Source organism: Rhodococcoides fascians A25f (assembly GCF_000760935.2).
Classification (GTDB): Bacteria; Actinomycetota; Actinomycetes; order Mycobacteriales; family Mycobacteriaceae; genus Rhodococcoides.
This window is the reverse complement of sequence record NZ_CP049744.1, coordinates 2,323,061-2,346,952: the sequence shown is the minus strand read 5'-3', so window position 1 is coordinate 2,346,952 and position 23,892 is coordinate 2,323,061. Positions and strand designations below refer to the sequence as shown.

General features: G+C 65.0%; 23 protein-coding genes. 3 read left to right on the top strand and 20 right to left on the bottom strand.

Translation table 11 applies throughout. The features are described from left to right. The first annotated feature begins 63 nt into the window (after positions 1-63). A complete protein-coding gene (locus BH93_RS11120; protein WP_165712695.1) occupies positions 64-633 on the top strand; it encodes a type II toxin-antitoxin system PemK/MazF family toxin in 570 nt (189 codons plus the stop codon). A gap of 47 nt (positions 634-680) precedes the next feature. Here BH93_RS11120 and BH93_RS11115 read toward each other — a convergent pair whose 3' ends face one another. Genes BH93_RS11115 through BH93_RS11105 form a run of 3 tightly spaced genes read right to left on the bottom strand, consistent with a single transcriptional unit; the run spans position 681 to position 4,051 of the window. Then, positions 681-1,511: a transglutaminase family protein gene (locus tag BH93_RS11115; protein WP_032379187.1), complete on the bottom strand. Its 831-nt coding sequence runs from the start codon at positions 1,509-1,511 to the stop codon at positions 681-683. 8 nt (positions 1,512-1,519) lie between these two features. Continuing rightward, positions 1,520-2,494 (bottom strand): alpha-E domain-containing protein, encoded by a 975-nt coding sequence (locus BH93_RS11110; protein ID WP_032379188.1) that lies wholly within the window; start codon positions 2,492-2,494, stop codon positions 1,520-1,522. Continuing rightward, positions 2,495-4,051, bottom strand: a complete 1,557-nt coding sequence (locus BH93_RS11105; RefSeq protein WP_242459228.1) for a circularly permuted type 2 ATP-grasp protein — start codon at positions 4,049-4,051, stop codon at positions 2,495-2,497. It lies immediately after the preceding gene. A 356-nt stretch (positions 4,052-4,407) separates the two neighbouring features. Here BH93_RS11105 and rpsT point away from each other — a divergent pair, with 356 nt between their 5' ends. Then, positions 4,408-4,668 carry a 30S ribosomal protein S20 gene (gene rpsT / locus BH93_RS11100; RefSeq protein WP_027497522.1) on the top strand — a complete coding sequence of 87 codons (261 nt, stop codon included), beginning with the start codon at positions 4,408-4,410 and terminating at the stop codon, positions 4,666-4,668. Positions 4,669-4,778: 110 nt separating this feature from the next. On the opposite strand, the gene holA is transcribed toward rpsT, so the two are convergent. The 11 genes from holA to BH93_RS11045 all read right to left on the bottom strand — a co-directional run bounded on the left by holA (position 4,779) and on the right by BH93_RS11045 (position 15,479). Then, positions 4,779-5,786: a DNA polymerase III subunit delta gene (holA, locus tag BH93_RS11095; protein WP_197914595.1), complete on the bottom strand. Its 1,008-nt coding sequence runs from the start codon at positions 5,784-5,786 to the stop codon at positions 4,779-4,781. A gap of 18 nt (positions 5,787-5,804) precedes the next feature. Then, positions 5,805-7,397 carry a ComEC/Rec2 family competence protein gene (locus tag BH93_RS11090; RefSeq protein WP_052065842.1) on the bottom strand — a complete coding sequence of 531 codons (1,593 nt, stop codon included), beginning with the start codon at positions 7,395-7,397 and terminating at the stop codon, positions 5,805-5,807. Beyond that, positions 7,394-8,287 (bottom strand): helix-hairpin-helix domain-containing protein, encoded by an 894-nt coding sequence (locus BH93_RS11085; RefSeq protein WP_052065840.1) that lies wholly within the window; start codon positions 8,285-8,287, stop codon positions 7,394-7,396. The genes BH93_RS11090 and BH93_RS11085 overlap by 4 nt, the downstream gene beginning before the upstream one ends. A gap of 109 nt (positions 8,288-8,396) precedes the next feature. Further along, a complete protein-coding gene (locus BH93_RS11080) occupies positions 8,397-9,245 on the bottom strand; it encodes a DegV family protein (protein ID WP_037177271.1) in 849 nt (282 codons plus the stop codon). Next, positions 9,242-10,012 (bottom strand): diglucosylglycerate octanoyltransferase, encoded by a 771-nt coding sequence (gene octT, locus BH93_RS11075; RefSeq protein WP_037177270.1) that lies wholly within the window; start codon positions 10,010-10,012, stop codon positions 9,242-9,244. The genes BH93_RS11080 and octT overlap by 4 nt, the downstream gene beginning before the upstream one ends. Continuing rightward, positions 9,999-10,652, bottom strand: a complete 654-nt coding sequence (locus BH93_RS11070; RefSeq protein WP_037177269.1) for a histidine phosphatase family protein — start codon at positions 10,650-10,652, stop codon at positions 9,999-10,001. The genes octT and BH93_RS11070 overlap by 14 nt, the downstream gene beginning before the upstream one ends. Further along, positions 10,649-11,038 (bottom strand): ribosome silencing factor, encoded by a 390-nt coding sequence (gene rsfS, locus BH93_RS11065; protein WP_032379193.1) that lies wholly within the window; start codon positions 11,036-11,038, stop codon positions 10,649-10,651. The genes BH93_RS11070 and rsfS overlap by 4 nt, the downstream gene beginning before the upstream one ends. Beyond that, positions 11,035-11,748, bottom strand: a complete 714-nt coding sequence (gene nadD / locus BH93_RS11060; RefSeq protein WP_052058460.1) for a nicotinate-nucleotide adenylyltransferase — start codon at positions 11,746-11,748, stop codon at positions 11,035-11,037. The genes rsfS and nadD overlap by 4 nt, the downstream gene beginning before the upstream one ends. A gap of 107 nt (positions 11,749-11,855) precedes the next feature. Continuing rightward, a complete protein-coding gene (locus BH93_RS11055) occupies positions 11,856-13,271 on the bottom strand; it encodes a vWA domain-containing protein (RefSeq protein ID WP_032379194.1) in 1,416 nt (471 codons plus the stop codon). 1 nt (position 13,272) lies between these two features. After that, positions 13,273-14,154, bottom strand: coding sequence for an AAA family ATPase (locus BH93_RS11050; RefSeq protein WP_037177268.1), 882 nt, complete (start codon positions 14,152-14,154; stop codon positions 13,273-13,275). A 44-nt stretch (positions 14,155-14,198) separates the two neighbouring features. Further along, positions 14,199-15,479 (bottom strand): glutamate-5-semialdehyde dehydrogenase, encoded by a 1,281-nt coding sequence (locus tag BH93_RS11045; RefSeq protein WP_037177266.1) that lies wholly within the window; start codon positions 15,477-15,479, stop codon positions 14,199-14,201. Positions 15,480-15,592: 113 nt separating this feature from the next. Between BH93_RS11045 and BH93_RS11040 the strand changes: the two genes are divergently transcribed. Continuing rightward, positions 15,593-16,711 (top strand): NADH:flavin oxidoreductase/NADH oxidase, encoded by a 1,119-nt coding sequence (locus BH93_RS11040; RefSeq protein ID WP_037177840.1) that lies wholly within the window; start codon positions 15,593-15,595, stop codon positions 16,709-16,711. Positions 16,712-16,715: 4 nt separating this feature from the next. On the opposite strand, the gene BH93_RS11035 is transcribed toward BH93_RS11040, so the two are convergent. From BH93_RS11035 to BH93_RS11010, 6 genes are all read right to left on the bottom strand, one after another. Further along, complete coding sequence (locus BH93_RS11035; protein WP_052065838.1) at positions 16,716-17,672, bottom strand: D-2-hydroxyacid dehydrogenase; 957 nt, start codon at positions 17,670-17,672, stop codon at positions 16,716-16,718. Positions 17,673-17,674: 2 nt separating this feature from the next. Next, positions 17,675-19,102 carry an MFS transporter gene (locus BH93_RS11030; RefSeq protein ID WP_230594656.1) on the bottom strand — a complete coding sequence of 476 codons (1,428 nt, stop codon included), beginning with the start codon at positions 19,100-19,102 and terminating at the stop codon, positions 17,675-17,677. A 114-nt stretch (positions 19,103-19,216) separates the two neighbouring features. Further along, on the bottom strand, positions 19,217-20,413 hold the full coding sequence (locus tag BH93_RS11025) for a M20 family metallopeptidase (RefSeq protein WP_037177264.1): 1,197 nt from the start codon (positions 20,411-20,413) through the stop codon (positions 19,217-19,219). After that, positions 20,410-21,768, bottom strand: a complete 1,359-nt coding sequence (locus BH93_RS11020; protein WP_242459183.1) for an aminotransferase-like domain-containing protein — start codon at positions 21,766-21,768, stop codon at positions 20,410-20,412. The genes BH93_RS11025 and BH93_RS11020 overlap by 4 nt, the downstream gene beginning before the upstream one ends. Before the next feature lie 2 nt (positions 21,769-21,770). Continuing rightward, the gene (locus BH93_RS11015; protein ID WP_242459226.1) at positions 21,771-22,895 is read right to left on the bottom strand and encodes a M24 family metallopeptidase; all 1,125 of its coding nucleotides are present in this window, start codon (positions 22,893-22,895) and stop codon (positions 21,771-21,773) included. A gap of 278 nt (positions 22,896-23,173) precedes the next feature. Next, the gene (locus BH93_RS11010) at positions 23,174-23,887 is read right to left on the bottom strand and encodes a GntR family transcriptional regulator (RefSeq protein WP_242459182.1); all 714 of its coding nucleotides are present in this window, start codon (positions 23,885-23,887) and stop codon (positions 23,174-23,176) included. Between the last annotated feature and the right edge of the window lie 5 nt (positions 23,888-23,892).

Below are 23,892 nucleotides of genomic sequence, written 5' to 3'. Positions count from 1 at the left end.
CGGCTTCGACGTCGCCACAGTCTGGGCTGTGAGCAGCAACGTCAGGGTGGCTACACTCGCCGCATGGCTGGCAATTGGAGCAGATTCGGGAAAGAACTGGGCAAGATCGCGATGCGTGAAGGCCCGCGACTGCTGCGTCAACTGCAGAAGTCCGGCGCCCTGCAGAAGGGCAAGGACGCAATCAGTGGAACGACAGCGAACACGTCCGCTCCGGCTCCGCGTCCCGGCCGCCCCGTCGCGTCACAGACGAGGCCGACGGCCCAGCGGGCCCGCACCATCGAGTATTCCCCCGATCTGGACGGCAAGGCCGATCCGGGTGAGATCGTCTGGACCTGGGTGACCTACGAAGAAGACGCCAGTCAGGGCAAGGATCGCCCGGTGTTGGTCATCGGGCGCGAGGGCAACGATCTACTCGGTCTGATGCTGTCGAGCCAGAGCAGTCGCGACGGCGACCGCGACTGGCAGTCGATCGGATCCGGTTCCTGGGACGCCGAGGGCCGACCGAGCTGGATTCGTCTGGATCGCGTTCTCGACGTGCCCGAGGACGGCATCCGCCGCGAGGGCGCGATTCTGAGCAAACCCCAATTCGACTCCGTCGCAGCTCGATTGCGTCGAGACTTCGGCTGGAACTGAGTCGTGCGCGTTGTGCGTAGCCACAGCTACGCACAACGCGCACGACGCTAGGCCAGTCGCGTGATTTCGACGACAACGTCGAGAGCCGTCGAACCGCCGCCGGAGAAGATGCCCTTGAGTGGAGGCACGTCGGCGTAGTCGCGGCCGAGTCCCACCGAGACGTGCTGCTCGTTGACCGCGATCGCGTTGGTCGGGTCGTAACCCCACCAGGCACCCGTCCACGCCTCGATCCACGCGTGGCTCTGGCCCTCGACGGTCGCGCCGATCGCCGCCTGCTTCTTCGGGTGCAGGTATCCCGAGACGTACCGGCTGGGGATACCGATGCTGCGCAGCATCAACAGAGTCAGGTGGGCGTAGTCCTGGCAGACGCCCTTCTTCTCCGACCACGCCTCGACGGCCGAGGTGTGCACCCCGGTGGTCCCCGGGACGTACGACATCTCCTGGTTGACCCAGTTCGAGATCTCGACCACCGATTCCTGCGGCGGCAATCCCTTCGAGAGCTTTTTCGCCACCGACGCAAGCTGACGGTTCTTCGGCACGTAGACCGTGTTGTCGAGCACCTCGTTGAAACGGTCGGTCACCGGATCGCTGGCCAGCTCTTCCCAGGACGCGTTCTCGTCGGGGTAGACGAAAGGATCGGTCTCGACCACCGAGGATCCGGTGACCTCGAGCTCGGTGTGCGGTGCGTGCAGATCGAACGCCGTCACCGCCGTACCCCAGTAGTCGGTGTAGCGGTAGGACCGCGTCACCGGGTTCGTCTCGACTCGGTTCAGAATCACGTTCTGCCGGTTGTCACTTCGCGGCGTCAGCCGAGCTTCGTTGTAGGACGAGGTCACCGGTGCGTCGTACTGATAGCCCGTGGTGTGTACGACACGCATACGCCAGCTCACAGTTCACCTTCCAATTGATCTTCGAATGTTCCGGAGCCGGCGTCCGTCCACGCAACCCACGGAGCGGCGTGAAAGTACTGCTTGGAGATCGCCTCACCGAGTTCACGGCAGGTTTCCTGCAGAGAGAGCAGGCGCTCCTGCAGATCGTCGAGAATTTCACCGGGACGGAGGAATTCGAGTTCGCTACGCGCGCGACCCAGTAGCCGCTGAGCCTCGGCCCGTGCACCGACTCGACTGTTGGGCTGATGGTCGAGCTGATCGAGCGACCGTTCCGCCTCGTTGAGTGCATAGAACACCGAGCGCGGAAAGAGCCTGTCCAACAACATGAATTCGAGAACTCGCTGAGCGTCGAGCGCGCCGCGGTAGGTGCGCAGGTAGGTGTCGTGAGCACCGGCGGATCGGAGCACAGTGACCCACGCGGGCGACGACGGCCGGTCACCGGCGCGCGAGAGCAGCAGCCGAACGATCATGTCGATGCGCTCGACCGAGCGACCGAGCAACAGGAAGCGGTAGCCGTCGTCGTGACTGAGGGTGGAATCCGCGAGACCGGCGAACATCGCGGCCCGCTCTTCGATGTAGCTGAAGAACTCGGCCGGGCCGGTGCGCTTGGATGCCCTGATGCGCTCGTTCAGTCCGTTGTACGTGGTGTTGAGGCACTCCCACATCTCACTCGACGTGACTTCGCGAGCGCCACGGGCATTTTCGCGTGCGCTGGACAGCGAGTCCACGATGGAGCCGAGCCCGTCACGGCTGAAGGCCACCAACTCGGTGAGCGACCACACGTCGAGCGAGACGTCCGGCTCGTGCTTGAAACCGAGTACTCGCAACAACACTCGCGAGATGTGGTCGGGATCGACCGTGGCGTCTTCGAGAAGCTGGTGGACGGTGACGTCGAGAATGCGGGCCGTGTCGTCCGCTCTCTCGACGTACCGTCCGATCCAGTAGAGCGACTCTGCGTTGCGCGCGAGCATTTACTGTCCACCGCCGTTCGAGTCCGAGTTCATTGCCTGCTGTTGCTGTTGCTGTTGCTGCTGCTGATTCATCTGCTGGTCCATGGTCAGCTCCGGGCCCTGTTCGACCATGGGCGACTCCGGCGGAACGCTGACGATCTCCTCGCCTGCCAGTTCCTGCTCCTCCTGCGAGGTTCGGGTGGCGAGCACCCAGGTGTCCTTGCTGCCGCCGCCCTGGCTCGAGTTGACCACCAACGAACCCTCCGGCAGGGCTACTCGGGTCAAGCCTCCGGGCAACACCCAGACGTCGTCGCCGTCGTTGACCGCGAACGGCCGCAGGTCCACGTGCCGGGGAACCAACCGGTCACCGATCTTGGTGGGCACCGTCGAGAGCTGCACGACGGGCTGCGCGATCCAGCCGCGCGGATCCGCGCGAACCTTCTTGCTGATGGTCGCCAATTCCTTCGGCGAGGCGTCGGGGCCGAAGACGATGCCGTAACCACCCGACCCTTCGACCGGCTTGATCACCAATTCGTCGATGCGGTCGAGGACTTCCTCGCACTCGTCGTCCAGCCAGCACCGGAACGTGTCGACGTTGGCGAGCAACGGCTTCTCGCCCATGTAGTAGTCGATGATCGTGGGCACGTACGTGTAGACCAGCTTGTCGTCGCCGACGCCGTTTCCGACGGCGCTGGAGATCACGACGTTGCCTGCGCGGGCGGCGTTGACGAGGCCTGCCACGCCCAGGACCGAATCCGGCCGGAACTGCATGGGGTCGAGGTAGTCGTCGTCGATGCGTCGGTAGATGACGTCGACCTGGCGCTCACCCTCGGTGGTGCGCATGTAGACGATGTTGTCCCGGCAGAACAGATCGCGTCCCTCGACGAGTTCGACGCCCATCAGCCGAGCGAGCAACGAATGCTCGAAGTACGCGGAGTTGGCCACACCGGGGGTCAGCACCACCACAGTGGGGTCGGCCTCGTTGAGAGCTGCGGCGGAGCGCAATGCGCGCAACAGGTGCGAGGCGTAATCGCCGACGGCACGCACGCGGTGACTGGCGAACAGATCCGGGAACACCCGGGCCATGGTGCGCCGGTTCTCCATGACATACGACACACCGGAGGGCGAACGCAGATTGTCTTCGAGGACGCGGAACGTGCCCTGTGCATCACGGACCAAATCGATTCCGGCGACATGGATGCGCACGCCGTTGGGCGGTGTGATGCCGACCGCCTCACGGTGGAAGTGCTCGCAGGAGGTGATCAGTCGCTTCGGCACCACGCCGTCGCGGAGGATTTCCTGATCGCCGTAGATGTCGGCGAGAAACATCTCGAGCGCTTTGACGCGCTGCTTGATGCCGCGTTCGAGCCGTGACCACTCCCCGGCGGCGATGACGCGGGGAACCTGGTCGAGCGGGAACGGGCGCTCCTGGCCGGACAGCGAGAACGTGATGCCCTGGTCGACGAATGCGCGTCCCAGTGCATCGGATCTCGCGTCCAGGTCGGACGCGTTCGCCGGGGCAAGGGCTGTATGAATGCCCTTGTAGGGAGTCCTGGTTCGTCCGTCCGCGTCGAACATCTCGTCGAAGGCGAGACTGTACTTTCCGACGTCGGAATAACCCCCGAACACCCCGTCGACCTCGGGTTCGACGCGATCCGCTGACTTGGTTTTGGTCGCTTTGGCCTTGGTGGCGGCATGCGTTGCCGATCGCGGACTCATTCTGGTCATGTTGCTACAGAGACTGGAGTTAGGCGCGGTAGAAGCGTTAAATTCTTGAAACGCATCGTCACGGGTGCACCCAATTGGGTTCTGCCCTGCCGGGCTGGTATTCTCGATCTTCGGCGCAGGGCTCCAAAGCTCTGCAGCAGACTTCGGGCATTCCAGCATGGATCGCCCTGACCGGAATACCGACGAAGACAAGAAGGATTTTACGCGTGGCCAATATCAAGTCCCAGAAGAAGCGGATTCTCACCAACGAGCGTGCACGCCTGCGCAACCAGTCGGTGAAGTCCTCCCTTCGTACCGTCATCCGCTCGTTCCGCGAGGCACAGGCTGCGGGCGACAAGGACAAGGCTTCCGAGATTCTCCTCGACGCAGGCCGCAAGCTCGACAAGGCCGCCAGCAAGGGCGTCATCCACAAGAACCAGGCTGCCAACAAGAAGTCGGCACTGGCTCTCGCAGTCAACAAGCTCTGATTCACCGCTGAGCTCGACCGAGCCCGCTGCATCCGACACGGAGGCAGCGGGCTTTCTCGTGCCCTGGGTTTTTCGTGCCCTGGACTTGTCACAACGCTGGGGCCCGAGCGCTACCGGCCCAGCCCCGCGACCTCCGCGACCGCCTTTTCCACGGCGTAGTCCGCATCCGCGGCTTGACCTTTGACGTCGGCGTTCAGTTGCGCCACAACCCGTAACGCCTGCGCGATGGATCGACCGTTCCAGCCTCGGGCCTGACCCTGCGCCTTCTTGATCTTCCACGGCGGCATGCCCAATTCACCTGCCATTCGGAACGGGTCGCCGCGACCGGCCGAACCCACCAGCGCAATGGTGCGGACGGCATCGGCCAAGGCGTCGGCCAACAGCACATGCGCCACTCCCCTGTGCATCGCCCAGCGAACAGCCTCGAGCGCGCCGGCTCTGTCTCCGATCACCGCTTTGTCGGCGACGTCGAATCCGGAGACTTCCGCCTTGCCCGAGTAATACCGGCGCACTGCAGCCAGATCGACCTTGCCGCCGGTATCGGAGACCAGCTGCGAACAGGCCGAGGCCAATTCGCGCAGTTCGTTGCCGACCGACTCGACGACAGCCTCGATCACCTCGCCGCTCACGCGCACGTCGGCCGCACGGAATTCACCGCGCACGAAGTCGATGCGTTCGGCGGGCTTGGTGAGCTTGACGCACTCGTGCACCTGAGCGCCGCACTTCTGCAGAGCACCGACCATGGCCTTGGCCCGACCGCCGCCGGAATGCATGACCACCACGACCGCGCCCTCGGGCGGATCGGTTGCGGCGTCGAGCACCAGAGCCGCAGCATCCTTGCCTGCCTCGGCCGCTGCCTCGAGCACAACCACGCGGTCCTCCGCGAACAGCGACGGACTGAGCAGTTCGGCAAGTTCCGGGGCACTGGCGTCGCCGGTGCGCAACCGTGTGACCGGCAGATCCTCCCCCGGAATCGCCGCATTGGCACGCACCTGCGCCACGATCGACGCCACCGCGCGATCCATCAGAAGTTCCTCGTCGCCGAGAACCAGATGCAGAGGAGCCACACTCGAAGTCACACCCGTGATCGTGCCATGTGGGGCCGACAGCTCGGGCATCCGCTTCCTTTCGAGCGATCACCACAGCACATGCGCAGTCCACATGGCCAGTGCCGTTATCGCCACCACTGCAGCAACCCACCGCAGCACCCGCAACCGCAACGCCACGAGCAGCGTGGCCGTACCGAAGCCCGCCAGCGCTGCACCCAGGAGACCGTCGGGGACGACGATCCCGGCAACAGGCACCGATGCGGCACGCTGCGCCACCGTGATCAACCACCACAACGGGGCCGACGCCAGATGCGCCGTCAGCTCGGCGACCGACGTGCTGACGGTGGCGATCACGGCCGTCACGATGCCCACCACCGTGATCGGAGCGACGACCGGTGCCACCAACACGTTCGCAACGACGCCCACCACACTGATCGTTCCCGTCATCGCCGCGACCACCGGTGCCGTCACCGCGTGCGCGGCTGCAGCGACGGCCGATACCTCCGCGGCTGCCCTCGGCCAGCCGCGGGCACGGAGCCAGTCGACCCAGATCGGTGCGACCAGGACGAGTCCGGCGGTGGCGAACACCGACAGGACGAACCCGACGTCCACCGCCAGCCTCGGCCACCATGCGAGCAAGCCCAGCACCGCGCCGCACAGGGCCGGAACGGCCTGCCGCCGCCTGCCGGTGACGAGGGCCAACAGCCCGATCGAACCCATCACCGCCGCACGAAGCACACTCGGCGACGGTCGAGCCACGATCACGAACGCGACGAGCACGAAAAACGCAACTGCGACTGTCGCTCGGGGGCCGATCCCGATGCTGCGCAACACCAGCAGAACCGCACCGATCACGATGGAAAAGTTTGCGCCCGACACAGCTGTCAAATGCGTCAGTCCGGCCGCCCGGAAGTTCTCGGTGACCGTCTCGTCCAATCGGGACACATCCCCGACCACGAGACCGGGTAGCAGACCTGCACGATCCGGTGGCATCGAATTCTGCGCCACCGCAGCCAAATTCGACCGGAAGGTGCCGGCTGCGGCCGAGATCGCCCCGGGGTCACCGACGGTGACGGGTGGTCCCGATACGCGGATCACCGCCACAGTCATGTCTGGTCGAATCGGTTCGCCGAGCCTGCCCCGGACGGTGATCTGTTGACCCGGCAGCAGCGTGGACCAACTCGACTCCGGGGCGATGATCGAGACGCGTCCGCCGACGTACAGCGCCTCACCTCCGACGTCCACGCGAATCAACTCGGCCTTCGTCATCACCATCGAGGGTCCTGCGGACGTCAGTCGGCGTGGGTCCTCCTCCAGCCGAACCGACGCGGTGATCCACGCGCGTTTCTCCGCGGCAGCAGCCACGGGATGATCTGCTACTGCGCACATCTGAAGCCAGATCGCTCCGCCGAAGCACAGCGCGAGTGCAATCACCGTGGCCACTCCCGCCCAGCTGGGACCGGACGCGGCGCATCGTGCCGCCAGCCGTCGCAGCGCCAGCGAACCGAGCAGCACCATCAGCGAGGTCGACGCCGTGGCCGCTACCGCCGCGCCGGGGCCGCCGAGTATTCCGACCGCGGTGATCGACCAGCACACCACCACGGCCGGAACCAGACGTATATCGAACGGCAGAAACTCCTCGGCCTGCGCAGTGGCGGTCGATACGGCGTCGGTGCTCATCCGATGTGCACGAGATCGCGGATCTTCGCCAGCCTCCCGGGCCCGATTCCGTCCACTTCGGCGAGCTGATCGACAGAGACGAAGCGGCCGTTGGTCTCTCGCCAACTCACGATCGAGGTTGCGGTCACCGGCCCGACCCCGGGTAACGCGTCCAACTCGGCCACGGTGGCGGCATTGAGGTCCACCGTCCCGCCGAGCGGCGAACCCCCAGGCGGATCGGCCGGGACACCACCGTCCGCCATTCCACCGCTCGATGCCACACCCTGCGTCGAGGTCGTACTACTCAACGGCGGGGCAGCCTGTGGCGGCACGACACCGACGACGATCTGATCACCGTCGGCCACTCGCGCGGCCATGTTGAGCGCAAACAGATCGGCACCCTCGACAGGTCCACCCGCCGCGGCGACCGCGTCGGCGATTCGCGAACCCGGTTGCAGCCGAACCAGTCCGGGCTGTACCACCAGGCCGACGACGCTCACGACCAGCTCGGCTTCCACTGCCGGTACCGGTTCGGCCGGGACGTCCGAATTCTTCGTATCGGATGCAACCACAGCCAGCGGTGGAGCGGGTGCAGGCGTCGGCGCATCTCGAAACACCGCGAATGCCGCGACGAGCACGACAAAGACTCCGGCTGCTGCCAGGGCGATGGCACCCTGCCTTCCCGGGTCCACCCGAGCGGAACGCCATCGCTGTGGAAGTACGGACGACCACGGGGAACCGAGCCTCGGCGAACTCGAGATCAGCCAATCCGGTTCCGGGGTCGTCACGTCAGGGCTGGATTCCTGCGTCTCGACGCGCGCGGGTATCCCATCCGGGCGTGCGGAATCAGGTTGTCTGCGCACGGCATTCAGTCGCGCCACCGTGTGCGCCCGATCGTCGTCACCGCCCATGCACCAGGACGCTAGTTTCGGCGGTCGGGCCCACACGCCACGAGACGCTGGTCGCGAATTGCCCTGTGCACAACTCGCTACCTGTGGATGATCAATGAGATCGGCGCGACTATCGGTGTCCCGGCGCCACGACGACGCCGACGGCACCGGGCCCGACATGCGCCCCGAGCACGGCACCGAAGGGATACACGTCGATGCTGGTGAAGCCCGAAATTCGGGAGGCCAACATCGCAGCGACATCGTCGGCACGCTCCGCGCACAACATATGGTGCACGGCGAGCGCAACCCCCGAATCGTCACCGACCTCGGATGCGGCGGCGACGGCTGCGTCGACCAGCTTGTGCAACGCCTTGGACGAGGTCCGCGTCTTCTCCCGCAGCACGAGTGCGCCGCCGCTGATGTGCAACACCGGCTTCATGGCCAGTGCAGTGCCGAGGAGGGCTGCGGCGGTGCCGATTCGACCTCCGCGTCGCAGATGGTCGAGGCGATCGACGACGATGAAGCACCTCGAGGTCGTCGACGCAGCGACGGCGCAGTGGTAAACCGTGTCCAGGTCCGCTCCCCCGGCAGCCGAACCGGCAGCCGTCAGCACGGCAAAGCCCAATCCCATTCCTGCAGAACCGGAATCGACCACTCGAACGGCAGGGCCGACCTCGTCCGCGGCCTGGCGCGCTGCTTCCCACGTGCTCGAGAGTCCCCGGGAGATGTGCAGCGCAACGACACCGTCCCCTCGACTGCGTTCGAGAGCCGCGGCGTACACCTCGGCCAGCTCGCCCGGTGACGCGCCGGCGGTGGTCACCGGATTTCCCGAGGCGGAGTGCTCGGGGATCTCGTCCACACCCTCACGATGGTCGATTCCGTCCACCAGTACGTGCAAGGGCACCAGCGAGATTCCCCGCTCGGCCGCAAGCGTGGCAGGCAGGCAGGACGAAGAGTCGGTGACGACGGCGACGGTCATGGCTTCGGGGTCGCTGCAGGGTTCATGGTCGACGCCGAGGCAGCCACCGGTCGCAACGCCTCGAGCATGGCCGCGGCCACCGCACGATGGGCGTCCCACCCCCAGTGGATGCCGTCGGGGTTCGCGTTCTCGGATTCGATGTTCGGGCGCACCGCGTCGGCGAGATCGACCATCGGAACGTTCTTGTCCGTACTCCACGCCCGCAACGCCCGTACCGCGGGCTCGCGGCCCGAGTGCACCCGCCCGTAGGCATCGCAGCGGTGCACCGACGGATAGGTGCCGACGACGGGAAGCTCGGGACGTACGTAGGCCAAGGCCGCGCGGGCCTGCTCCAGGTAATCGACACTGAGCCGCGGCGGCAGTGCAACCGGCCAACCCAGATGCGACAGAACCGGTTGCACCGCTTGATATCCCGCGCGAACGACGCGTCGCAAAGCAGGTGGTCTGATGTACCGGATCTGCTCCCGCAGCGCGGTAGGCAACGGCGACGGAAGCGAATCCATACCGCCGATGGCGAACACGACGGCACCGGCACGGGGAATCGCGGCCCACACTCGCGGATCCTGAGTCAGAGCCCACCATGCGTCACGACTCGTCCAGCCGATGCGCGCAACCAAATCCACTGTCCAACCGAGCTCGGCTGCAACCAGATTGGGCCAGAGCCGCGGATCGTCCACCGGCAACCCGCCCTCGGGCCCGTAGTAACTCAGCGAGTCCGCGAGCACGAGCAGCGTGGGACGCACCGCCGTCTCGTCAGAGGACGTCACTGGCCACTCGCGCCGAGGCGTTCCACACGTCCAAACGCCAGGACGGCTGAGCGCCCGCTCCGTGCGCGCCGAGCTGCACCCAGCTGGTGTTGGCGAGCCCGCCGAGCACCGGCCACCGATCCGTCGGCAAATCGAGCAACGCTGCCGTCAGTGCCGCGATCAGGCCGCCGTGCGCCACGAGTACCAGTGGCCGTTGGTCGCCATCGGCACCCCACTCGGGGACGCCGCTCAGTAGCTCGCGAACCAGCGGAACACTGCGACGGGCGACGTCGATACGGCTCTCCCCGCCCGGTGGAGCGATGGTGGCATCGGCTCGCCACGCCGGCCGAGCGCCGGGTGCGATGTCGTCGACCTCGGTGTGGGTGAGACCCTGCCACTCGCCGAGATGGGTTTCGCGCAGGCGCTCGTCCTGCGTCACCGAAACCCCGGCAGCGTCGCCCAGGGCAACGGCAGTGTCGAGAGCCCGGCGGAGGTCGGAAGAGACGATCCGAATCGGCTCACGCGTCGCCAGCTCGGCAGCGGCCGTCTTGGCTTGGGTGCGACCGAGCTCGGACAGATCGGTATCGAGCTGACCCTGCATGCGGTCGGTGGCGTTGTATTCCGTCTGACCGTGCCGAAGCAGGATGAGCCGTCGGATCATTGCTCCGATTCCGCAGCCGGGTGCTGTCCGAGACCGGGGACCTCGATGGTCGGGCAGTCCTTCCACAACCGCTCGAGGGCATAGAAGTTGCGCTCTTCGTTGTGCTGGACGTGGACGACGATGTCGGAGTAGTCCAACAGCGCCCAGCGACCTTCCTTGGTGCCCTCGCGGCGGACCGGCTTGTGTCCGGCTTCACGCAGCTGATCCTCGATGTTGTCCACGATCGAGTTGACCTGACGCTCGTTGGGCGCAGAGGCGATCACGAAGCAATCGGTGATGTAGAGCTGGTCGGAGACGTCGAGGATCACCACGTCGCTGGCCAGTTTGTCGTCGGCTGCGAGCGCGGCGATACGCGCCATCTCGGCGGCTTCGGCTGTTGCAGTCACTTGGGTGTACTCCCACTCGTATGGTTCGGGTTCGCGGTCATTGCGCTGGTGACCGGCCCTTCCGGTTGCTTCTTCTGGGGTGCCGGCTCCGACATGGTGACGGATCCGTCGAGGCGCAGCGCGCCTCGTGGTCTGTAGAGATTTCTCTTCGAGATGTATTGCACGACGCCGTCCGGTACGAGGTACCAGACCGGCCGATTCTCACCGGCTCGAAGTCGACAGTCCGTCGACGATATCGCGAGTGCCGGGATTTCCATCAATGTGAGGGTGCCGGCAGGCAACGACCGGAGGTGGTTGGCCAGATGTTCGACGCCCAGCTCGAACCCCGGGCGCGAGACTCCGACGAACTTGGCGAGCTCGAACAGCTCCTCCCAGTTCTGCCACGTCAGGATCGACTCGAGGGCGTCCGCGCCGGTGATGAAGAACAGCTCGGCATTGGGGTGCTGCGCCCGCAGATCGCGCAGGGTGTCGACGGTGTAGGTCGACTTCTCGCGATCGACGTCCACGCGGCTGACGGAGAATCGGGGGTTGGACGCGGTCGCGATCACGGTCATCAGGTAGCGGTCTTCCGCTGGGCTGACCGAAGTCCCTTCCTTCTGCCAGGGGTTTCCGGTGGGGACGAAGATGACCTCGTCCAGACCGAACTTGTTCGCCACTTCGCTGGCAGCGACGAGGTGCCCGTGGTGTATCGGGTCGAAGGTGCCACCCATCACGCCCAAACGGCGAACGGACTGCTTCCCTGTGTCGTCACCGGGGTCGTATTCGTGCTGCACAACCGTCGATTCTACGTCCGCGGCGCTACCGGGCGTCACACGCCTCACACCGGCAGCAGACGTGAGACCACGGTGGCGAGCTGCTGGGCGGATCGGCACTCGTGCATGGCGATCACGTCTGCGTACACCTTGGCCGCCGAATCGCCGGATCCCCACTGCGCTTTCGGTTCGGGATTGAGCCAATACGCATGCTTGGCCACCGAGACGATGTGGGCCAACGCGGGCAGCTTGGGTTCGCGGTAATTGGTGCGGGCGTCGCCGAGAATCAACACCGAACTGCGACTGGTGACCGCATGCGCGTACTTCTCGTCGAACGTCGTCAGCGCGTGGCCGTAGTCCGAGTGGCCGTCGTACGTCACCAGATCGGACTCCCGGATGATGCGGCTCATCGCGGCACCGAGGTCGGAGCCGGAGTCGAAGAATCGCGTCACCTCGTCGGTGGAATCGATGAAGGCAAAGATTCGAACGCGCGAGAACTGCTCTCGCAGTGCGTGTACCAACAACAGGGTGAAGTTACTGAATCCCGCCACCGAGCCCGAGACATCGCACAGCACAACCAATTCGGGGCGTGCTCGACGCGGCTTGCGCTCCACCAAGTCGATCGGAATGCCGCCGGTGGACATCGACTTGCGCAGGGTGCGTCGCAGATCGATCGAGCCGTGCCTGCTTCTGCTGCGCCGCACCGCAAGTCGTGAGGCAAGCAGCCGGGCCAGCGGGGTGACGTTGCGTCGCAGCGCCGCCATCTCCGTATCCGAGGCCCGCAGGAAGTCGACCTCCTCGGCCAGCTTGGGCACACCGTAACTCGCCACCCGCTCGCGGCCCAGCTTCTCGGCCGACCGCCGCCTCGTCTCGTTCTCGACCATCTTGCGAAGGTCTGCGATTCGTTGCGCTGCAGTACGTTTGGCCACTTCCGATTCGTAGTCGTCGGTCGGCCGATCCGGTGTGTCGTCGGCGCGGCCGAGTAGCCCGTCGAGGATCTTGCGCAACAACGTATCGGGGGCAACATCGCGCAGGGCTTGATAGGCCGAGAACGACGGCCCGTTCGAGGATTTGTACTGACCGAGTTCCTCCACCATCTGCGCCGCCAGCATCTGGGTCAACTCCGCGGCCTCGGCCGAATCGTCGGACAGCAGATCCACCAGCAACTCTCGGAGCGCATCGATGTCGACCTCGCCGCCGTCCGTGCGGGGCAGCGCAGTGTCGATCTGTCCCGAGTCCCTCGTGCCCGACGCCACCGGAAACCACAGGTCGAACAAGGCATCGAACACCCCGCGATGCGTCGGTCGTCGCAACAACGAGCAGGCCAGCCCCTCGCGCACGGCTTCGCGGTCGAGTAGATCCAGGACCGACAGGACGCGTCCGGCATCGACGGTTTCCGACGGCCCCACCGAGATTCCGCGCTTTCTCAAAGCCTCGACGAAGCCGACCAGATGCCCGGGAATTCCGTGCGGGGCCAACATGTCAGTTCAGCCGCAGTTCGGCGGCAGCACGCACCTGATCGGACTGATGCTTGAGTATCACTCCCAGCGTCGACCGGACCGCATCGTCGTCGAGGGTGTCCATACCGAGGGCCAACAGCGTACGACCCCAGTCGATCGTCTCGGCCACGGAAGGCAACTTCTTGAGTTGCATACCCCGAAGCACACGGACGGTCTTGACCATCTGCTCGGCGATCGCCTCGGGCAGTTCCGGAACCCGACTGGCCAGGATGCGACGCTCGAGTTCCGCGTCGGGGAAATCGAGGTGCAGGAAGAGGCAGCGGCGCTTGAGGGCCTCCGACAGTTCGCGAGTGGCGTTGGAGGTCAGCACCACGAACGGAGTGCGCTCCGCAGTGATGGTGCCGAGCTCGGGAATGGTGATCGCGAAGTCGCTGAGCACCTCGAGCAGCAGTCCTTCGATCTCGACGTCGGCCTTGTCGGTCTCGTCGATGAGCAGCACGGTGGGGTCGCTACGCCGAATGGCCTGCAGCAGCGGCCGCGCCAGCAGGAACTCCTCCGAGAAGACGTCCAGCTTGGTCGAATCCCAATCGCCACCGGTTCCCGACTGGATCCGCAGGATCTGCTTTGCGTGATTCCACTCGTACAGGGCGCGGGCCTCGTCGACGCCCTCGTAGCACTGCAACCGCACCAGCTCGGCACCCGTCGTCTGGGCCACGGCACGAGCGAGTTCGGTCTTGCCCACACCCGCCGGACCCTCGATCAGCAGCGGCTTGCCGAGGCGGTCGGCGAGAAAGACCGAGGTTGCCGTGGCCTTGTCGGCCAGATAGCCCGTTTCTGCCAGACGCTCGAGGACGTCGTTCACACTCGCGAACAGCGGGGGTGTCGTCGGTAGGGCACGATCCACGTCACAACTCCTGATGATCGGATTTGACCGGTACGGCAGAGGCGTCAGACATCTCGGACGTGTCCGTCGCCCCACACGGTCCATTTGGTCGAGGTCAGTTCGGGCAATCCCATGGGCCCTCGGGCGTGCAGCTTCTGGGTGGAGATGCCGATCTCGGCACCGAAGCCGAATTGCTCGCCGTCGGTGAAGGCGGTGGAGGCATTGACCATCACGGCAGCCGCATCGACGCGTTGAGTGAACTCGCGCGCGGCACCGATATCGGATGCGACGATCGCCTCGGTGTGTCCGGTTCCGTAGCGATCGATGTGCTCGATCGCCTCGTCGATGCCGCCCACGACCTTCAGCGCGATGTCGAGTGAGAGGTACTCCTGCGACCAGTCCTCGTCATGAGCGGGGACCAGTCCGGGCAGGTCGCCGTGCACCGTGACGCTGTGCATCTGGAACGCCTGCAGCAGCCGCGGCACCATGGTGTCGGCGATCGCAGCGTCGACCAGCACGGTCTCGGCGGCGTTGCAGACACTGACTCGGCGGGTCTTGGCGTTGAGCACGATCTTCTCGGCGATGTCAGGATCGGCCGAGGAGTGGACGTACACGTGGCAGTTTCCGACTCCGGTCTCGATGGTCGGGACCGTGGCATCGCGAACGACGGCAGCGATCAGCCCCGCGCCCCCGCGGGGGATCACCACGTCCACCAGACCGCGCGCCTGGATCAGGTGGGTGACCGTGGCACGGTCCGCACTGCCCAGCAGTTGCACGGCGGCCTCGGGCAGACCGTGTTCGCGCAACGCCCCTTGCAGGGCGCCGACCAATGCTGCGTTGGACTGTGCCGCCGAGGACGAACCGCGCAGCAACACCGCGTTGCCGGACTTGAACGCGAGACCGAACGCATCGACGGTGACGTTGGGGCGCGCCTCGTAGACCATGCCCACCACCCCGAGCGGGACACGCACCTGCCGAATCTCGAGCCCGTTGGGGAGCGTCGAACCGCGGATGACCCCGCCGATCGGATCCGGCAGCGCGGCCACCTGTCGCAGGCCCGCCGCGATGCCGTCGATGCGCGATCCGGTCAAACGCAGTCGATCCAGCAACCCCTCGTCGGTACCTGCTGCCCGCGCGATCTCGATGTCGGCCGCGTTCGCAGCCAGGACCGAATCCGCAGCAGCAACCACGGCATCGGCGGCGGTATGCAGCAACGAATCCTTCTCCGCGGTCGTCAGCAACGCCAGCGCACGCGAGGCGATCCGTGCCCGACGAGCGGCCGCATGCACGCTCTCACGCTCGTCGAGCGTCGTGGGCACCGATTCGGCCGAGACGGAAGCAGTCATGAACTACACACTAATGGGGCCGGGAATGAAGCGGTGTCGCCGTGTCGTTGCAGCACGACGTGGAGATCACCGACGTCGTCGACGTCGACACCGACAGACCGGAGGAACCACCTGTGAGTGCCTTGTTCGAGCCTCTGACCCTGCGCGAGGTCACCTTTCCCAACCGGGTATGGATGGCACCGATGTGCCAGTACTCCGCCGACGACGCCGGCCAGTACGTCGGCGTTGCGGGTGACTGGCACCGCACCCATCTGGTCAGCCGCGCGGTCGGCGGGGCAGGCCTGATCATCACCGAGGCCACCGCAGTCAGCCCGGAAGGTCGCATCAGCCCGTCGGACCTCGGCATCTGGAACGACACCCAGGCCGATGCATTGGCGAAGATCGTCGCCGAGATCGCGTCCTTCGGAAGCGTTCCTGGCATCCAGCTGGCACACGCGGGCCGCAAGGGTTCCACAGCTGCTCCCTGGCTCGGCGGCAAGTCGCTACCCGCGGAGGATCCCCGTAGCTGGGAGACCGTCGGTCCGAGCGCAGTCGCCTTCGGTGATTACGCGACGCCCCGCGAGGCAACCGACGACGACATCGCGAAGATCGTGGACGACTTTCGCTCTGCGGCGCAGCGCGCACTGAAGGCCGGGTTCAAGGTGGCCGAAGTTCACGGCGCGCACGGATACCTGTTACACCAGTTCCTGTCGCCCGCGAGCAACACCCGCACCGACGCCTACGGCGGCGACTTCGCCGGCCGTACCCGGCTATTGATCGAGGTGGTCGACGCGGTCCGTGAGGTGTGGCCGGCCGAGCTTCCGGTGTTCGTCCGGCTGTCGGCGACGGATTGGCTCGACGAGCCGGAGAGTACCGAGGGTGCAGCCGAACTGGAGGCTCCGAGTTGGACCTCTGATCAGACCGTCGCGTTGTCCCAGATCCTCACCGAACACGGGGTGGATCTGGTCGATACCTCCACCGGAGGAAACGTGCACGCCAAGATTCCGGTCGGTCCCGGCTACCAGGTTCCGTTCGCACGGCGAATCCAGAACGAGACCACGATGCCCGCCGCCGCGGTCGGCATGATCACCGAACCCAAGCAGGCGGAGGACATCGTCTCGCTGGGCGAGGCGACGGCCGTGCTGCTTGCGCGCGAGCTACTGCGTGATCCGTACTGGCCACGGCGCGCTGCCCGCGAACTCGGTGTGGAGATGTCTCCCGCCGTGGCACCGCAGTACGAGCGGGCCTACTGAGGTCTCACACCACGAAGCCGAGCTTCTTGTCCACGACATTGAGCAGGGGTTCGCCCCGGAAGTATCGACGTGCGTTGTGGGCGAACACCTCTGCGAGTCGCTGCTTCCACCCCGACGCGTCGCCGCTCATGTGCGGGGTGAGAATCACGTTCTCGGCCGTCCACAACGGATGGTCGGCCGAGAGCGGCTCGGTCTCGAACACGTCCAGCGCGGCACCGGTGATGTGTCCGCTGCCGAGATGCTTCAACAGTGCCTCGGTATCGAGCAGCTCGCCGCGGCCCACGTTGATCACCCGCGCGCCGGGCTTCATTGCGGTCAACACCGAATCGTCGACCAAACCCCTCGTCTGTTCGGTCAACGGGGCAACCAGAACCAGGAAGTCGGCCCGCGCTACTTCGTCCGCCAGATCATCACTGGCGTAGACGGTACCGAAGTCTCGGTCGCCTTCTCGTGCTGTTCGACCCACGCCCGAGACCGACATTCCCACAGCACTCAGCAGAGTCGCGATGGCGCGACCGATCGCTCCGGTGCCCACGATCATCGCGTGTGCACCGTCGATGCGTTCGGTCTCACGGTGTCGCCAGATCTTCGAATGCTGCAGTGCACGTGAACGTTCGGAGTCCTTGGCGAACGCGAGGATCTGAGCCAGCACGAACTCGGCGATCGGTCGATCGAAGACGCCACGTGAATTGGTCACGACCACATCGGATTCCACCAACTGGCCGAACATCAACGAGTCCACGCCGGCAGCGGCGATATGGATCCACTTCAGCGACCCGCAGCGCGGCCACGCGGATTCGACTGCAGGCGAGAAGAAATCCCACAGCAGCAATGCGTCGGCACCGTCGACTGCATCCGCGAGGGTGTCGGCCGTGGCGTACCTGACGTCGGCGACCTCCGCGACGGACTCGAGTCCGTCGGGAAGATCGCCGGCGTGCAGAACGACGAGAACCGGTGCCACTTCTACTTCTTGTAACCGACGAGCTCGACGCCGGACGCAGCGACCTCGTCGTCGTTGTCACCAGGGCACTGAGTTCCGCGCAGTGATCGCCCTGCCGTCTCGGGCATCAACAGAATCGGAACGAACGCGATGGCAGCCGCGATCATCATGTACCAACCCGGGATCAGGTTGGACCCCGTCCGGTCGATCAGGAACGTCAGAATCAGCGGTGCCGTACCGCCGAAGAGCGCCGTCGAGACGTTGTATCCGATGGCGAACGCTCCGTAGCGCACCTGGGTGGGGAACAGTGCGGGCAGTGTCGACGACACGCACGAGCACATGATGACCAGCAACACTCCGAGGCCCAGGAGGCCGATGCTCTGGCCGATCAGTCCGGTGTTGATGATCAACAGGAACAGCGGAACGCTGAACACGAAGTACCCGACGCAGGCCGCCAGCAGCAACGGCTTTCGGCCCACCCGGTCGGACAGAGCACCGATCGGGTTGATGATCAACATCATGATGATCATGATCGCCACGAGGGTGAAGTTGGACTGAGTCGTGCTGTGCCCCAACGTGTCGCTCAGGTACGAGGGCAAGAACGTCAGCACCGTGTAGTACGCGATGTTGAGTAGCAGCACGAATCCCATCAGAATCAGGATCCGCTGCCAGTACGTCATGGTGGCCTTGAGTGAGGTGACGGCTCCGCCTGCACCCTCTTCGACCGTGCCGCCGTCTTCCTTCGCTTCGGCGAACACCGGAGAATCCTCGAGCCGGGTCCGCAACCACAGCGCAACGATGCCCAACGGAAGCGTCACCAGGAACGGGATTCGCCAGCCCCAGGCCTCCATGGTCTCGTCGCCGAGCCCGACGTTGAGCAGGGTGCACAGGGTGGCACCGCCCACCGTGCCTGCGAGGGTGCCGAATTCGAGGAACGATCCGAAGAATCCGCGCCGCTTGTCGGGCGCGTACTCGGCCATGAACACAGCTGCGCCGCCGTACTCACCGCCGGTGGAGAAGCCCTGCACCAATCGGCAGACGAGCAGCAGCAACGGTGCGGCGATGCCGATGGTGTCGAATGTCGGCAATATACCGATCGCCGCCGTGGCCAATGTCATCATCGAGACGGTCAGCACGAGGACCTTCTGACGACCGATGCGGTCGCCGAGTGGGCCGAGCACGATGCCGCCGATGGGACGAATGATGAACGACGCAGCCAGCACGGCGAACGTGGAGAGCAGGCTCGCTCCCCCGTCCTCGGACGGGAAGAAGTTGGCGGCGATGTAGACGGCGAGATAGCCGTACACCGCGTAGTCGAACCACTCGACTGCGTTGCCGAGTGCAGATCCGCCGATGGCGCGGTGGAGAATCTTGGTCTCGTCCGGGCTCAGGGTGTCGGTACTGGGGGGATATCCGGTCGGCGATGCTGCCGACCCTGAATTTTCGGTCACGGTCGAAATACCTCTCGCTTTTGTGGACAAAGTGGAGCGTCGGTGTGGTACTTCGCAGCGTTCGACATTACGGCGATGCAGAACATACGTTTCGGCCAACCCCCTCGTGCAGCGCTAAAGTCCTGGTAGTGCAGCAATTCTGGTGGCGATCAACGCGTACGCCCTTGCGCTGTCGGTCAATTGCCGCACGGCGACGGACTCGTCCGGCCGATGTGCTTGTTTTTCGATCTCCCCGGGACCGAGCACGACGGTGGGTATTCCCATCTGCTGTGCCACAAAACCACCATCGCACGATGCCGTCCAGATGTCAGTGGAACGGCCAAATCCGTTGTCGATAACCGATTGCACTGCGGTAGTGACCAATCCGTTGTTTACGCTGGTCAGAAAGCCTGGCATTTCCATTGCGATACCGATCTCGACATCGATACCCGACCCGGTGAGTTCCGCAGATTCGATGCGGGATCGCAGATCTCCGACGACCCCGGCGGCGCTCTCGCCCGGTAACAGACGTCGGTCGACGGTGACGACACACCGGTCGGCGACCATCGAGGTGCCCGTACCTCCCGCTATCGTCCCCACGTTCCAGGTGGCCGGCCCCAGTTCGGGGTCGGGGTTCGCGTCCAGTTCGGCCTGGGAGCCCTCGATGATTCCGATGATGCGTGCTGCAGCAGAAATGGCATTGGCTCCGTTGCGCGGCTGCCCCGCATGCGCGGAACGGCCCCGAACCTCGATCTCCAGGTTCGCCGCCCCTCTGCAGCCGTAGATGGTGACCAGATCCGTAGGCTCCGCCACCACGCAACAGCTGTACGTGCGGTGCTGCGGTTCAGCGACGAAAGCTCGGATACCGAGTCCAGTGTCCTCCTCGTCGACCAGGCACGCCAACGTCATGGGGTGCTCGTCCGCGAGACCGGAACGCAGCACGGCGGCCATGGCCGCCACCACCGCGGCCAGGCCGCCCTTCATGTCGCAGGACCCGCGGCCGACGATGCGGCCGTCCCGAACCACGGCGGAAAAGGGATCGGTGGTCCAGCCCGTACCAGCGGGGACCACATCGGAGTGGCCCACGAACAGCACCCCTGGCCGCTCGTCGGATCCGATGGACACGAAGACGTTGGGCCGACCAGGAGCGACCTCGACGGTCCGAACATCGAAACCCAGTGCGCGACAGTGTTCGGCGAGGACCTTCGCGGTCTTCTCCTCGGTGTCCCCGGGATTCTCACCGCCCGCATCGATCAAAGCGGTTGTCAGACCGACAATTTCGTGCTCGTCGATCGAGTCGAGGAGGGCACGTTCGGAACTCGTGACCGTCATCGAGTGGGATCGGAGGCGAGCAGGTGCTTGGACTTCTCCACTGCCACCGCCAGTCTTCTGATTCCCTCGTCGATGCGTTCGGGAGTCGACGAGGCGAAGCACAGGCGCAGCGAATCGTGGAATTTGCCGCCCACCGACAGTGCCGGTCCCGGGATGTAGGCCACTCCTTCGGCGAGCGCCGTCTCGAACAGGTCCTGAGTGGAGAAGTCGACGTCGTTGCCGCGCAACGTCGCCCAGAGAAAGAATCCGCCCTCGGGGTCGGTCGTCGACATCGAGTCACCGAAGTGTCTGGCGATGCTGTTCTGCATCGCGACCTTGCGCGGTAGGTACACCGACGCCAACGAACGAAGGTGCTCGTCGAGCAGTCCACGCCGGATGTACTCGGCGACCATCCGCTGCGCAGGCAGGTTGGTGCACGTGTCCATTGCCTGCTTGGCGTTGACGATCAGTTGCCGCGCCTCGGGGGCGGCGTCCACCCATCCCACCCGTAGGCCGGGCGCGATCATCTTCGAGAACGTGCGCACGGAGAAGATCAACGGGTCGTTGGGACTGAGTGTGCCGAAACTGGGGATCGACTCACCCGAGAACCGGAGCAGACCGTAGGGATCGTCGTCGAGAATCACCGATCCCCAACGGTGTGCCAATTCGATGAGCAACCGACGGCGCTCGAGCGACAGGGTCACCCCGGACGGGTTCTGAAAGTTGGGGATCACGTAGATCATCTTCGGCAACCGCCCCGCGCGCTCGACGAGCTCGGGCAATGCCTCGACGATGAGACCGTTGCTGTCCATCGGGGCCTCGAGGATGTCGCCCCCGTAACTGAGTACGGTGGCGGTTCCGTTGGTGTAAGTGGGGCTTTCGACGATCACCAGGTCGCCCGGATCGACGAACAACTTGCACGCGATGTCGAGGCCTTGCATCCCGCCCGAGGTGATCACCACTCGCTCTTCGGACGTGGGCTCGCCCACCGACTCGAGGTATGCGAGCAATGCGTCGAGCAGGCCGGGGTCACCCTCGGTGGCACCGTAATCGAATGCGTCCGCGGTGAGCACGCTGGAGGCGATCTCGGTGAATGCAGCAGCCGGAACCGTCTCGGCGGCAGGAGATCCCATCGCGAAGCGCACGATGTCGTGTTTCTGCGCCGCGAGGAGCGATGTCGACGAATCGATCACCGATCCCACCAGCTTGTCGGTTCGCAGGGCCCAGGGAATGCTGGGAGTGGAGCCTGCGGAACGACCTTGTGTGGCAGGAGTGGAGCCTGCGGAATGACCTTGTGTGGCAGGAGTGGAGCCTGCGGAACGACCTTGTGTGGCAGAAGTGGAGCCTGTGAATTGACCTCGGGTGGATGCGGTCATGCTCACTCCTTCGTCAGTAGTTCTCGGGGGTATGCGGTGAAGGTTTCGAGGCCGGTCTCAGTGACGCGAACGGCCTCGGATACCTCGTATCCGTAGTCGTCCATCCACATTCCGCCGATGATGTGGAACGTCATGTTCTCGGCGAGCACCGTCTCGTCGTCGGTGCGCAGGCTCACGGTGCGCTCACCCCAGTCGGGTGCGTAGGCGATGCCGATCGAGTAGCCGATGCGCGACGGTTTGTGCAGTCCGTGCTTGGCCAGGCTGGTGTTCCACACCTGCGCCAGCTCGGTGGCGGTGACGCCTGCCCGCACGGTTGCGAGCACGTCGTTCAATGCTTCCCCGGTGGACTTGGCGAGGTAATCCAAACGCGGACTGGGCTTTCCGAGCACGATCGTGCGTGCCATCGGGATGTGGTAGCGCCGAAACACTCCGGCCAGTTCGACGACGGTGGTCTCGCCCCGCACGAAGGGTTGATGCGACCAGGTCAGGTGCGGGGTGTCGGCCCCGGCACCGGTGGGCAGCATCGGCACGATTGCCGGATGATCGCCGCCGAAGTCTGCGGTGCCCCGCACCTGTGCGTTCATGATGGCCGCGGCCGCGTCGCACTGCCGCTCACCCACCGAGATCGACTGGTAGGCCGCCGACATCGCCGATTCACACACCTGTGCAGCACCGCGCATCAGGGCGATCTCCGCGGGCGACTTGACCACTCGCACCCAGTTGATGAGCTCGTAGGAGTCGGTGAATCGGTACTCGGGCAGCGACTTCACCAGAGCCTCGAATGCCTTGGGACTGAAGTAGTACGAGTCCATCTCCAGACCCACTTGGCCGTGCTCGAAGTTGTTCACCAGCCCCAGTTCGCGCAGCTTCGCGGCGACCCAGACGAAGGGATGAGTGTCCTTGCGCTGCACGAACGTTTCGGGGTAGCCGAACGTCCGATCCTGCGGCAGCCACGACGTGCGAAACGCGCCGTTGGCGTCCATTTCGCGGGCGAAGAAATACATGTCGCCCTCGAGCGGGACGTACAACATCTGCGGGGTGTAGAACGAGAGCGCGTTGTACCCGAGCAGGTAGTAGAGGTTGGCGGGATCGGTGACGATGAGTGCGGTGAGGTTCTGCGCTGCCATCCGCTCACGGACGGCAGCGAGCCGGGCGGCGTACTCCTCGTCGGTGAACGTGATCGGCGTGCTGTTCGGAACATCGGGGTACCGCGCCAGGCCGGGAGCGGCCCGTCCTGCGGTGTCTTCGGGTCCGATTGCGGTGACGTATGCGGAGTCGGATGAGTCGTTCACGGGCACCCCCTTCGATCGTGGAGATTTAGTAGATTGTTGACAATCAGGCTAGGCGCTTACGCCGGAGGTACGCAAGACTTCAGATGTAAATGCTGTGTTGCACGCCGAGCGATCTATCCCGGAGTGGCCAGAACCGAGTTTTCGGCGTGCTCCTCGACCATCGCCCGCGTCAAGTCGTGGATGGCGGTGTCCATGTGCTCGTGTACGCCCTTTTCCAGTGCGTCCCAATCGGTTCCGAGCAGTAGATCGACAATCAGTTGATGCTCCTCCACCAATGCCTCAGGCCGGTAGTAGGCAGTTTCGAGGTTGGCCATACAGATCCGCGCCTCCGCAGCGAGCGTCGCGTACATCCGCGACATTCGGCTGTTGCGCGTCGCTGCGACCAGGGCGGTGTGAAATGCGAGGTCTCGTTCGGCCAGACCTCGCCAGTCCGCCCGGTCGATGAACGGCTGCATCTGCATCACGATGGCCGAGAGCTCGTCGGCAGCGGTGATCAGTCGGCCGCGATCACCGTGTACCAACGTCCACGCAGCACCGACCTCGATCGCCGCGCGGGACTCGTAGATCTCGGTGACGTCGTCGCTGCTGAGCTCCACGACGAACACGCCCCGGTTGCGGTAGCTGACCAGCAGACCCTCTTGATTGAGGCGCTGCAGCGCCTCACGCACCGGGCCGCGCGAGATTTCGAGTTCGGCCGCCACGTTCGCCTCGTTGATCTGCTCCCCCGGGGCATAGGACCCGTCGATGATGCGATCGCGAATCTGGTCGGCAATCACCATCGACGTGTTGCGTGCGTCGATGGGCGTCAGTCTTCTCGAACTGGGCATGATCG

Bases quoted from the DNA above. Each gene is read 5' to 3' on its own strand.
- holA (WP_197914595.1), bottom strand. From the start codon at position 5,786: ATGCCCGAGCTGTCGGCCCCACATGGCACGATCACGGGTGTGACTTCG.
- BH93_RS11020 (WP_242459183.1), bottom strand. From the start codon at position 21,768: ATGACCGCATCCACCCGAGGTCAATTCACAGGCTCCACTTCTGCCACA.
- BH93_RS11055 (WP_032379194.1), bottom strand. From the start codon at position 13,271: ATGTTGGCCCCGCACGGAATTCCCGGGCATCTGGTCGGCTTCGTCGAG.
- BH93_RS11025 (WP_037177264.1), bottom strand. From the start codon at position 20,413: ATGACGGTCACGAGTTCCGAACGTGCCCTCCTCGACTCGATCGACGAG.
- BH93_RS11015 (WP_242459226.1), bottom strand. From the start codon at position 22,895: ATGGCAGCGCAGAACCTCACCGCACTCATCGTCACCGATCCCGCCAAC.
- BH93_RS11115 (WP_032379187.1), bottom strand. From the start codon at position 1,511: ATGCGTGTCGTACACACCACGGGCTATCAGTACGACGCACCGGTGACC.
- BH93_RS11070 (WP_037177269.1), bottom strand. From the start codon at position 10,652: ATGATCCGACGGCTCATCCTGCTTCGGCACGGTCAGACGGAATACAAC.
- BH93_RS11010 (WP_242459182.1), bottom strand. From the start codon at position 23,887: ATGCCCAGTTCGAGAAGACTGACGCCCATCGACGCACGCAACACGTCG.
- BH93_RS11110 (WP_032379188.1), bottom strand. From the start codon at position 2,494: ATGCTCGCGCGCAACGCAGAGTCGCTCTACTGGATCGGACGGTACGTC.
- BH93_RS11120 (WP_165712695.1), top strand. From the start codon at position 64: ATGGCTGGCAATTGGAGCAGATTCGGGAAAGAACTGGGCAAGATCGCG.
- BH93_RS11080 (WP_037177271.1), bottom strand. From the start codon at position 9,245: ATGACCGTCGCCGTCGTCACCGACTCTTCGTCCTGCCTGCCTGCCACG.
- BH93_RS11090 (WP_052065842.1), bottom strand. From the start codon at position 7,397: ATGAGCACCGACGCCGTATCGACCGCCACTGCGCAGGCCGAGGAGTTT.
- BH93_RS11085 (WP_052065840.1), bottom strand. From the start codon at position 8,287: ATGGGCGGTGACGACGATCGGGCGCACACGGTGGCGCGACTGAATGCC.
- BH93_RS11105 (WP_242459228.1), bottom strand. From the start codon at position 4,051: ATGTTCGACGCGGACGGACGAACCAGGACTCCCTACAAGGGCATTCAT.
- BH93_RS11045 (WP_037177266.1), bottom strand. From the start codon at position 15,479: ATGACTGCTTCCGTCTCGGCCGAATCGGTGCCCACGACGCTCGACGAG.
- nadD (WP_052058460.1), bottom strand. From the start codon at position 11,748: ATGGGTGGCACCTTCGACCCGATACACCACGGGCACCTCGTCGCTGCC.